The 10,454-nt window shown below is 71.8% G+C and carries 12 protein-coding genes; 5 read left to right on the forward strand and 7 right to left on the reverse strand.

The window, feature by feature from the left end; all coding sequences use genetic code 11:
• Positions 1 to 13: 13 nt before the first annotated feature.
• Positions 14 to 1,012 (reverse strand): anion permease, encoded by a 999-nt coding sequence (locus ACSNOG_RS08850; RefSeq protein WP_436752001.1) that lies wholly within the window; start codon positions 1,010 to 1,012, stop codon positions 14 to 16.
• A gap of 6 nt (positions 1,013 to 1,018) precedes the next feature.
• Positions 1,019 to 1,639 carry a DUF47 domain-containing protein gene (locus tag ACSNOG_RS08855; RefSeq protein WP_436752002.1) on the reverse strand — a complete coding sequence of 207 codons (621 nt, stop codon included), beginning with the start codon at positions 1,637 to 1,639 and terminating at the stop codon, positions 1,019 to 1,021.
• Positions 1,640 to 1,880: 241 nt separating this feature from the next.
• Here ACSNOG_RS08855 and ACSNOG_RS08860 point away from each other — a divergent pair, with 241 nt between their 5' ends.
• A complete protein-coding gene (locus ACSNOG_RS08860) occupies positions 1,881 to 2,267 on the forward strand; it encodes a metal-sensitive transcriptional regulator (RefSeq protein WP_436752003.1) in 387 nt (128 codons plus the stop codon).
• Positions 2,268 to 2,362: 95 nt separating this feature from the next.
• On the opposite strand, the gene ACSNOG_RS08865 is transcribed toward ACSNOG_RS08860, so the two are convergent.
• A complete protein-coding gene (locus tag ACSNOG_RS08865; protein WP_168092826.1) occupies positions 2,363 to 2,536 on the reverse strand; it encodes a hypothetical protein in 174 nt (57 codons plus the stop codon).
• A gap of 132 nt (positions 2,537 to 2,668) precedes the next feature.
• The gene (locus ACSNOG_RS08870) at positions 2,669 to 3,622 is read right to left on the reverse strand and encodes a hypothetical protein (RefSeq protein ID WP_436752014.1); all 954 of its coding nucleotides are present in this window, start codon (positions 3,620 to 3,622) and stop codon (positions 2,669 to 2,671) included.
• A gap of 93 nt (positions 3,623 to 3,715) precedes the next feature.
• On the opposite strand from ACSNOG_RS08870, the gene ACSNOG_RS08875 reads away from it, so the two are divergent.
• Entirely contained in the window at positions 3,716 to 3,901 is a 186-nt protein-coding gene (locus tag ACSNOG_RS08875) for a hypothetical protein (protein WP_436752004.1), read from the forward strand.
• Between the two features lie 219 nt (positions 3,902 to 4,120).
• Entirely contained in the window at positions 4,121 to 5,749 is a 1,629-nt protein-coding gene (locus tag ACSNOG_RS08880; RefSeq protein WP_436752015.1) for an FAD-binding oxidoreductase, read from the forward strand.
• A gap of 170 nt (positions 5,750 to 5,919) precedes the next feature.
• Here ACSNOG_RS08880 and ACSNOG_RS08885 read toward each other — a convergent pair whose 3' ends face one another.
• Both ACSNOG_RS08885 and ACSNOG_RS08890 read right to left on the reverse strand, forming a co-directional pair.
• Positions 5,920 to 6,660, reverse strand: a complete 741-nt coding sequence (locus tag ACSNOG_RS08885; protein WP_436752005.1) for a phosphatase PAP2 family protein — start codon at positions 6,658 to 6,660, stop codon at positions 5,920 to 5,922.
• Positions 6,661 to 6,864: 204 nt separating this feature from the next.
• Entirely contained in the window at positions 6,865 to 7,875 is a 1,011-nt protein-coding gene (locus ACSNOG_RS08890) for an NlpC/P60 family protein (RefSeq protein WP_436752006.1), read from the reverse strand.
• 131 nt (positions 7,876 to 8,006) lie between these two features.
• Here ACSNOG_RS08890 and ACSNOG_RS08895 point away from each other — a divergent pair, with 131 nt between their 5' ends.
• A complete protein-coding gene (locus ACSNOG_RS08895) occupies positions 8,007 to 8,216 on the forward strand; it encodes a DUF397 domain-containing protein (protein WP_436752007.1) in 210 nt (69 codons plus the stop codon).
• A gap of 43 nt (positions 8,217 to 8,259) precedes the next feature.
• On the opposite strand, the gene ACSNOG_RS08900 is transcribed toward ACSNOG_RS08895, so the two are convergent.
• Entirely contained in the window at positions 8,260 to 9,642 is a 1,383-nt protein-coding gene (locus ACSNOG_RS08900) for a serine/threonine-protein kinase (protein ID WP_436752016.1), read from the reverse strand.
• A gap of 426 nt (positions 9,643 to 10,068) precedes the next feature.
• Between ACSNOG_RS08900 and ACSNOG_RS08905 the strand changes: the two genes are divergently transcribed.
• On the forward strand, positions 10,069 to 10,377 hold the full coding sequence (locus ACSNOG_RS08905) for a hypothetical protein (protein ID WP_030367101.1): 309 nt from the start codon (positions 10,069 to 10,071) through the stop codon (positions 10,375 to 10,377).
• Positions 10,378 to 10,454 lie beyond the last annotated feature (77 nt).

Here is a 10,454-nt window from a genome sequence, read left to right on the forward strand (position 1 = left end):
CGTGCGCCTCCGGCTAGCCGAAGGCGAGGTTGACCACCCAGTAGCTGAGCGCGGCGACGGCCGCCGCGGCCGGCATCGTGATGAACCAGCCGAGGATGATGTTCTTCGCGACGCCCCAGCGGACCGCGTTCACCCGCTTGGTCGCACCGACGCCCATGATCGCCGAGGTGATCACGTGCGTGGTGGAGATCGGCGCGTGGAACATGAACGCCGTGGTGAACATGACCGACGCACCGGTGGTCTCGGCCGCGAAGCCCTGCGGCGGGTCCAGCTCGATGATCTTCCGGCCGAGCGTGCGCATGATGCGCCAGCCGCCCGCGTAGGTGCCGAGCGAGAGCATGATCGCGCAGGAGAGCTTGACCCAGACCGGGATGGCGTCGCCCTTCTGCTGCACGTCGCCGATGACCAGGGCCATCATCACGATGCCCATGGTCTTCTGGGCGTCCTGCAGACCGTGGCCGAGCGCCATGCCGGCGGCCGAGACCGTCTGGGCGATGCGGAAGCCGCGCTTGGCCTTGTGCGGGTTGGCCCTGCGGAACATCCACATGATCGCGACCATCACCAGATAGCCGAGGATCAGGCCGACGAACGGCGAGAGGAACATCGGGATGACGATCTTCTCGACGACGCCCGACCAGATGACGCCGGTGCCGCCCGCGAGCGCGGCGCCCACCATGCCGCCGAAGAGGGCGTGCGAGGAGGACGAGGGCAGGCCGAAGTACCAGGTGATCAGGTTCCAGGCGATCGCGCCGATCAGGGCCGCGAAGAGGATGCCCATCCCCTTGTCGCCCACCGGCGACTCGATCAGTCCTTCACTGACGGTCTTGGCCACTCCGCTGCCCAGGAAGGCACCGGCGAGGTTCATCACGGCCGCCATCGCGAGGGCCGCGCGCGGGGTCAGCGCCCGCGTGGAGACCGAGGTCGCGATGGCGTTCGCGGAGTCGTGAAAGCCGTTGGTGTAGGTGAAGCCGAGCGCGACCCCGATGGTCACGACGAGAGCGAAGGTGTCCACCGGGGGTCAGGACTCCTTGACCGCGATGGTCTCGACGGTGTTGGCGACGTGCTCGAACGCGTCCGCCGCCTCTTCCAGCACGTCCACGATCTGCTTGAGCTTCAGCACCTCGATGGCGTCGTACTTGCCGTTGAAGAGCTGGGCCAGGAGCTTGCGGTGGATCTGGTCCGCCTGGTTCTCCAGACGGTTCACCTCGATCCAGTACTCCGTGAGATTGGTCATGGTGCGCAGGTTCGGCATGGCCTCGGCGGTCAGCTCGGCGGCCCGCGCGAGGACCTCGATCTGCTGCTCGACGCCCTTGGGGAGCTCCTCGATCTGGTACAGCACGACCAGGTCGACGGCCTCCTCCATGAAGTCCATGATGTCGTCGAGCGAGCCGGCGAGGGCGTAGATGTCCTCGCGGTCGAACGGCGTGATGAACGAAGAGTTCAGCTGGTGGAAGATCGCGTGCGTCGCATCGTCACCCGCGTGCTCCGCTGCGCGCATCCGCTCGGCGATCTCGGCCCGGGCGGACGCATCCGCTCCGAGCAGTTCCATCAGGAGCTTGGAGCCCGTGACGATGTTGTCCGCGGAGGCGGCGAACATGTCGTAGAAGCTCGTCTCCCTGGGGGTCAGACGAAAGCGCACGTGGGATCCTCGGGGTGCAGCGGATTCGGTCTCGTTGATGCTAGGCGCATCATCCAGCCACAGCTAACTGGCATTCCCTCAGTGTCGCCCATCGGGCAGAGTGCTCACGAAGCCAGGTACCGCCACAGCGGGCAAAATTCGGTACCATATACCCGCTGGGGGTATACGAGTGGGGTATACGCAGCAGCAGGGGCGAATCCCCGGGCCGCAGGCCCGCCCGCACGGTAGGAGGACGGACGCCATGACGACCACGGAAGCCCCGCCGGCCGGCGGTGAGGACACACCGGTGGCCGGCGCGCCCGCCGCCTGCCACGCCGAGGCGCCCGCCGGGGCCGGACACCCCGGCCCCCACGGTTACAGCCACCAGAAGGACCAGCACCTCAAGCGCCTGCGCCGGATCGAGGGCCAGATCCGCGGCCTCCAGCGCATGGTCGAGGAAGACGTCTACTGCATCGACATACTCACCCAGGTGTCGGCGAGCACGAAGGCCCTGCAGTCCTTCGCCCTGCAGCTGCTGGAGGAGCACCTGCGGCACTGCGTCGCCCAGGCGGCGGTCAAGGGCGGGGACGAGATCGACGCCAAGGTCGCGGAGGCCAGCGCGGCCATCGCACGCCTGCTGCGGACCTGAGGGGCTGCCTGCCCGAAGGGCCCCGGGGGCCTCGAGGCGCTCGGGCGCCCCGCCGGAGCCCGTCCGGCCCGGCAGGGCCGGACGCACCGGGACCGTCAGTCCTCGCGCTTTCCCCCTGCGGGGACGACCCGCAAAACCTCGTCGATGCGATCGGCGCTCAGCCGATCCTCATCCGCACTGGACGCGGCGATCATCAAATCACCGTAGAGATCGATCTCGATGAGGGCCACGGGATCCGGCCCGCCCGACGAACCGCGTCGCGAAACCACGTGATTCACCTCCTCGGGTCTTTCGCTCGGGTCTGGGTCTTTCGATTCCTCGGCTTACCAGCGTAGTGATCGGTACACATGGCGCGCATGGCACAGAAGGACCATTTCCATGGCCAACTACGCCCTGCCGCGTCATTTCCGCGGCGATCCGACCTTCCCCGCATAGATATCGGCGGCTTCGGGTAGGTCCACGGCCACATCCGTGCCGAAGGCGTACAGCTCGACCGTCGAGACCACCGTCATCGGGGCCGGCGGCGCCGACGGGCCCGTGCCCTCCACGCTGAAGCGGTGGCGCAGCCTGCGCGGCCTGCCCTGCTCGTCCAGATAGGCGTCGAAGGCCACCGTGCCGCTGGAGAAACCTTTGGCCGCCGTGGCGAGCGGCTCCCGGTCGCGCACCGGGGCGGAACGGGCCGCCTGCCCCAGGTCGATCGTGCCCCAGTAGTGCCGCACCCGCACCCCGCCGACCCGCTCGTCCCGCATGTACGTCACCTCGCGGGCGCCGCCCAGCAGTTCGGCCGCGGCGAGGGGGTCGGTGGCGCCGCTCGTCAGGAGATTCCCGTCGGCGAGCGAGGCCGTGGCGAGCCGCACCCACTTGTCGGCCGGGACGCCCGCGCCACGGTTCTTCATAAAGAGCTCGCCCGGGGCGAAGACCTCCGTGATCGGGCGGTGCTCGGCCGCGCCCGCCGCGTCCTCGGGCACCAGGACCGTCAGCCGCCCGGCGGGCCGCGCGAAGTCGTACCCGCCGGAGCCGTGGATGGTCAGCCGCGTGCCGCCGCTGACCGTCTCCATGGACGTGCGCACCAGCGCCCGGCCCGCCCGGGCCAGCGTCCGCGCGGCACCACGCACCACGGCGCGCGCCTGCCCGGGGTCGGCGCCGTCGCCGGCCTGCCGGGCCTGGCCGCTCAGGCTCTTGAGGCTGTCGCGGAGCTCGGGGGCCTCGCCGGCGGCCGGGCCGCGGAGCGTGCAGCCGGACATCAGGAGGCCGAGGACGAGGCCCGCCGCCGCCGCGCGGCCGGCCGCCGCGCCCCTGCCGCGCACCCGTCCGCCGCGTCCTTCTTTCCCGCGTCTCTCTCTCCGCGCCACCATGCCCTGCCAGCCCCCTGCCACCGACCCGCTGTGGAACCCGTTACTGCCAACGACGGCGTGGGCGCGGCCGTCACGGCCCGGTAGCGTGGTCACGTGTCCGACCGCGTATCCGACCGCCTGCCCGTGGAGCCGTCCGCGGCCCACCTCACGAGCACCAGCGAGCGGGGGTCCTTCTGCTCCGCCCGCTGTACGTGCGGCTGGCGCGGCCCCGCCCGCCGCGCCCGTTCCCTGGCCCGCGACGACGCCGCGAGCCACGAGGCCGAGGCCGGCAGAGCCTGAGCGGCCGGCCCTCCCCGACGCCTGAACCCGCCCCGCCCGGGTAGGCGGAACCACCGCCACCCCCGCGCCATCTGTCTGGGCGACGGGGGGAAACCGGCAGCACATCGGGTGACGGGGGCGGGCATGTCCGTTGACGAAAACGGGACGAGTGCGGGCGCGCAGGACATGGCGACGGGCGCGCGCACGAACGCGGGAACGAACACGGGCGCGGGCGAACGGATGGGCGACGCCCGGGTGGGCGACGGCGCACGGCCGGGCGGCGCACGCGGGTTCCCGGCCAGGCGGAAGCTGCTGACCGCCGGCGCCGGGCTGGCCGCGGCCGGCACCTGGGCGGCCTCCTGCACCGACAGCAGCGGCCAGGAGCGCCCCGGCGGCATGGTCACCTCGGGCCGGGCCGTGCCCGCCGCACCGCGCCCCCGCCCGGCCGCCGCCGACTGGGCCGCCCTCGGCAAAGGCCTCTCGGGCGGCCTCGTCCGCCCCGGCGACGCCGACTACGCCACGGCCCGGCAGCTCTACAACACCCGCTTCGACGGCCTGCGCCCGGCCGGCATCGCCTACGTGGCAAACGTCCAGGACGTCCGCGCGTGCCTGGCCTTCGCCCGCCGCTACAGCACCCTCATATCCATACGCAACGGCGGACACAGCTACGCCGGCTGGTCCAGCGGCACCGACCGGCTCGTGGTCGACGTCTCCCGGCTGAAGACCGTCCGCACCCCGGACTCGCGCTCCGCCGTGATCGGCGCGGGCGCCAAGCTCATCGACGTCCAGACCGGGCTCGCCGGACACGGCGTCACCCTCCCCTCCGGCTCCTGCCCGACGGTCGGCATCTCCGGCCTCGCCCTCGGCGGCGGGCACGGCGTCACCTCCCGCGCGTACGGGCTGACCTGCGACAGCCTCACCGGCGCCACCCTCGTCACCGCCGACGGCAAGGTCCTCGACGTAAGCGCCGAGCGCAACGCCGACCTCTTCTGGGCCCTGCGCGGCGCCGGCAACGGCAACTTCGGCGTGGTCACCGAGCTCCGCTTCCGCACGCGCGAGGCGGCCGACGGCGTCACCGGCTACGTCTCCTGGCCCTGGGCGCGGGCCGCGGACGTCATCCGCGCCTGGCAGGAGTGGGGGCCGAGCCGGCCCGACGAGATCTGGTCCTCCTGCGACCTGTCCGCCGCCGCGGGCGGCACCCCGCGCATCTCCGTCTCCGCGTACTCCCTGGGCACCCACGGCGACCTCGAGAACGCCCTCGACCTGCTGGTGAGCAAGGTCGGCGGCAGCCCGTCCAACGGCGTACGGCTGCGCCGCCGCGCCCACCTCGACATGGTGCGCGCGTACGCGGGCTGCTCCGACAGGTCCCAGGCGCAGTGCCACCTCCCGGGGCGCACGCCCGGCCGCGAGACGGCCGGGACGCTGGAGCGCGAGACGTACGCGGCGCGCTCCGACTTCTACGACCGCTCGCTGAACGCGGCGGGCCTGCAGGCCCTCACCGGCCAGGTGGAACGTTTCGCCCGAGGGGGCGGCAGCGGTGGCGTCTCGGTCCAGCTGACGGCGCTGGGCGGCGCGGTCAACCGCGTCCAGCCGCTGGCCACGGCCTTCGTCCACCGCCGTTCGCGCTTCCTCGCCCAGTACCTGACCCACTGGGCCGCGAACGGCTCCGGCAGCGCCCAGACGTCCTGGCTGGACGGCACGCACGCCGCGATGCGCCGGCACGCCTCGGGCGCCGCCTACCAGAACTACGCGGACGCGAGCCTGAAGGACTGGCGCACGGCGTACTACGGCGGCGCGGAGGGCCGCCTGACCAAACTCAAGCAGCAGTACGACCCGAACCGCCTGTTCGACTTCCCTCAGGCGCTGTGAGCCGACGCCGGCTCCCGGTCCCGATACTGGGGCGACCCGGCTCGACCGACCCGTTGCGGCGCAACAAAAAACCGCCGCCGCGGCGCGCAGCCACGACGGCGACGGACCGGCGGAACCGGGAGCACCCGCACCGAGTGCGTACCCCGTGAGCCGCCGGCGAGGCGCGGGCGCTAGGCCGCGAGGTCGTTGTCGCGGTGCCGGGGCAGGCCGCGCTCGGAGTCGGCGGTTCCGGGGACCGGGGTCTCCGCCGCCGCGAGGGGCGCCGCGAGCGGCCGGTCCGAGCGGACGAGCCGGGCCGCGCGCGACCGCGCGACCCCGCGCGTGAGCGGCGTCAGCAGCATCATGGCCAGCGGCGCGAGGAGCAGGGCGACGGCCGTGCCCAGGGCGAGCCCGCCGATCACGTCCGTCGGATAGTGCACGCCCATGTAGACGCGGCAGAAGCCTTCGAGGAGGGCGAGGCCGATTCCGATCAGGCCGTACTTGCGGTGGGCGACGAAGAGGGCCACACCGATCGCCATCGTCAGCGTCGCGTGGTCGCTGACGAAGGAGTAGTCCGTCTTGCCCTTGACCAGCACTTCCAGTCCCGTGTGGTCCAGGAAGGGCCGGGGCCGCTTGACGAAGCCGCGGATCGGGATGTTGACGAGGAGGGCGATGCCGGCGGCGAGCGGCGCCCAGAGCAGCGCCGCGACGGCGGCCGGGGCGTCCGGCCGGCGGCGCATGCTCCACCAGGCGAAGAGCATGAGGACGCCGAGGCCGAGGATGATCCCGTACTCGCCGATGAACTCCACCGTGCGGTCGAGCCAGCCGGGCGCGTCCTTGGCGAGGCCGTTGATGTCGTACAGCGTGCTGGTGTCGGGGTTCGAGCTGCCCCTGGCCTCCGTCATGGGGTACCCCATCGCGAGTCCAGCCATGTGCCGTGGCCCCTTATCTGTCGCCTGTCGCTACGTCCAGCTGCCGACCCCCGTGGTCCGTGCGTCGCTGTAGCCCCCGCCCAGTGGCGCTGCTTTCCCACTCTCATGGAACGCCCCACTCCGGCCGGGCGTTCCACTCTTCTCCCAATGATCACCAGGACGTTATGGAAGGGTGACCCATCGTCGCAGTTCGTCCTGGAGCGTTCATGCGGCGTTGGCCGCGGGCAATGCTTTCGCGCCATCCTGGGTGACCCGGGTCGCCCCGATGTAGTCCGGCATGTCGATCTTGTCAAAGCGGATCACGGCCCCCGTGTAAGGGGCGTTGATCATCTGCCCCCCGCCCACGTAGATCCCCACGTGGTGGATGGAGCGCGGGTCCTTCAGGTCGTTGGCGAAGAACACGAGGTCACCTGGGAGGAGCTCATTCCGCTTGGGGTGCGGGCCCGCGTTCCACTGGTCGTTGGCCACGCGGGGCAAGGTGATGCCCACCGATTCGTAGGCCGCCTTGGTCAGGCCCGAGCAGTCGAAGCGGCCGTTGTCCTCCTTGGTGCCGTCGCCGCCCCACAAGTAGGGCGTGCCGAGCTTCTCCTGGGCGTAGTAGATCGCCCCGGCGGCCTGCTGTGAGGGCGCGACCCTGCCGACGGGCCGGGCGAAGCTCTTCTCCAGCGTGCGGATGGAACGGACGTACCCCTGCGTCTCGCGGTAGGGCGGGATGCCCCGGTGCCGGATCACCGCGTACGAACCGGCGTTGTACGACGCGAGCATGTTGTCCGAGAGGTCGCCGGGGACGTCCTTGACGTACTTCGAGAGCTCGCAGTCGTAGACGGCCGCCGAGGGAATGGCGTCCTGCGGGTCCCAGATGTCCTTCCGGCCGTCGTTGTTGGCGTCGATGGCGTGGGCGTCCCACGTGCCCGGGATGAACTGGGCTATCCCGCGCGCGTCCGCCGGGCTCACGGCCTTGGGGTTCCAGCCGCTCTCCGAATAGATCTGCGCCGCCAGGATCGCCGGGTTCAACGCGGGGCAGAGACTGCCCCACTTCGTCACCAGGCTCTGGTACTGATCCGGCACGGCGCCCTTGGCCAGCCCCACGGAACCGCCTCCGCCGCCGCCCCCGAGCAGATGGGACGCCGCGGTGTACACGCCGATCACGAGCAGCCCGATGAAACACAGGCACATCGCGATGCCCACACCCATGGCCACCCAGAGCTTCCGCACCCCGCCATCCTCCCCCAACGACCCGATGCGTATCCGCAATTTCTATCGATCCGTCAACGAGCGTGCAGACCACGCCCGGTCACGGGGGACGCGCTACCGTGAGACCGTGACGGGAGTGACGAGGAGGGCCGATGGCGGAGCTCAACTGGATTCCGGTGACCGAGGGCGACGAGACCGAGTACCTGGAGATCGCCTTCGGTGACGACGGCAACGTCCACCTGCGGACGAACACCGAACCCGGCACCGTGGTGACGACCACCGCCGCCAAGTGGGACGCCTTCGTCCTGGGGGTCAGGGCCGGGGAGTTCGACCACTTCGTGGAGGACGTCGCCGGGCCGTGAGGGCAGCCGCCGCCGGGTGACTCCGGCCGCCGGCGAGCCGGGCTCAGTCGTCGTCTTCGCCGGAGTCCTTGCCGTCTTTGTCGTCCTTGCTGCTGTCCTTGGACGACTTCTTGCTGCGCTCCTTCTTCGGCTTGCGGGAGCCGGAAGGCGACGGCCGGGCCGACGGCGGCACCGCCTCGGCGGGCACGACCTTCGGCGGCGCGGGCTCCCCGCCCGGCGCGCGCTCCGCCGACTCCGACGGCTGGGCCTCGGGCCGCTGCGAGCCCGTGCCGCCGCCCGAGCCGCCGAACAAGGACGCGCCGATCAACGCCGCCACCAGGAACGCCACGACGCCGGCCACGGCGCTGAGCAGCACCTTGGGATTGCGTATGCCCGTGGCCCGGGAGGCCCGGGCGCCCGCGCCGCGGGGGCCCCTGCCGCCGCCGGAGCTCCGGCGGTGACCCGGCACCGGAACGGCGGGCGAAGGAGGAGGCATCGGCCCCCGGGGCGGCATGCCGTGGGGTGAGGGGCCGGCCGCGGGCGCGCCGCGCGGCACGGAAGGCTGCGCCGAGGGCATGGGCGGCGCTCCCGCGCCGCCGGGCGCGCCCAGCCCACCGGGCGAAGCTGCGGGCGCGGGCGCGGGAGCCGACGCGGGGGCCGGCATCGGCGTCCGCACGGGCCGGGGCGGCTCCTCCCACGAAGGCCCGGCGAACCAGTCGGCCACCTCCTGGGCCGACGGCCGGTCCTCCGGCTTCTTGGCGAGCATCCGCAGCAGATACGCCTCGAAGGCGGCCGGCAGGTCGGCCCGGTGCTGACGGGGCGGCACGGGCGGCGCGTCCACGTGGAGGTAGAGCAGGGCGGTGGGGCTGTCCGCCCAGAAGGGCGGCTGGCCGGCCAGGAGCTGGTAGAGCACACAGCCCAGGGAATAGACGTCCGAGGCGGGACCCGCGACGCGGCCCAGGGCCCGCTCCGGGGCGAGGTAGGTGCTCGTGCCGACGATCTGGCCGACGCGCGTCAACGCGGCGGAGGTCTCGTCCACGAAGCGGGCGATGCCGAAGTCGCCGATCTTCAGGGTGTCGTCGGCGTCGAGCATCAGATTGCCCGGCTTGATGTCCCGGTGGACGACGCCCTGGCGGTGCGCCGCGGCCAGGCCGGCCGCGGACTGCGCGGCGATGCGGGCCACGCGGCGCGGGGCGAGCGGGCCGCGCGAGGACAGCTCCTGCGCCAGGCTGGGCCCCCTGACCAGCTCCATCACCAGATAGAAGCGCCCGTCCCAGGAGCCGAAGTCGTAGACGGCGACGACCTGAGGATGATTCAGGCGCGCGGCGGTCTGCGCCTCGAGCCGGAAGCGGGAGGCGGCGGATTCGTCGCCGTCGTCGCCCAGCAGCAGCTTCACGGCCACCTGACGGCCCAGCACCTCGTCCTGCGCCTGCCAGACTTCGCCCATGCCACCGCGGCCGAGCAGCTCCTCCAGCCGGTAGCGATCGGCAACCAGCACCCGTACCACCCTTGATCTCGATGCCCCCGTAGCGCGCGAGCCGGCCCGACGGCCCCGAGGTGCGATCCGCACCCGGGCGGCGCTCGGGACAGCGTACCGACCGAACACACAGTCGTCCGAACATCCCCACGCTCCCCCGCTCCGCCGACGATTGCCCGCCGCCGACACCCGTGATACACAGAGTCACCTTAGGAGTACCCACTGACATCGCCTTGCGTCGCAGGTCAGAGGCCTACGGGGAGCATGCGTACGAGTTCCGCCAAGAAATGCCGCCAAGTCGACATGCTGGGGCGGGATCTTCGGCGAAGATAGGTCCCGACCTTTGCCCAGCGGTGAGGGCGATGACAACAACCCATTAGGGGCGGTGAGTTACACATGTTTTTGGCGGCCGGCAAGGGCGACATCAACACCATTATTGGCGGAATCGCCCCCAACTGGGGGCCGTTCGGTAGCCTGGGCAACGAGGCTCGCGTGATGATCGAGGTCATCATGGCCGTGGCGATCCTGTTGTGCCTCGCCATCGCGATCTGGGGCGCGGCGAAGCAGCGGATCGGCGCGACCGCCCTGCGCGACACCTTCAGCGCGGAGCAGGGCAAGGGTCTGATCGTCGCCGGGCTCACCGGCGTCTTCATCATCGGCTCGCTGGGCACCCTCTTCACCATCGTCTACGGCATGGCCGTCTGAGCACGGGGGCGCACGGGCGCACCGTGCCCCGGCACCCCCGCCCCGGCCGGGGCCCGTCCCCGCCACCGGTCCCCTCG

The sequence above is a fragment of the Streptomyces sp. URMC 124 genome (assembly GCF_051386455.1).
GTDB lineage: Bacteria > Actinomycetota > Actinomycetes > Streptomycetales > Streptomycetaceae > Streptomyces.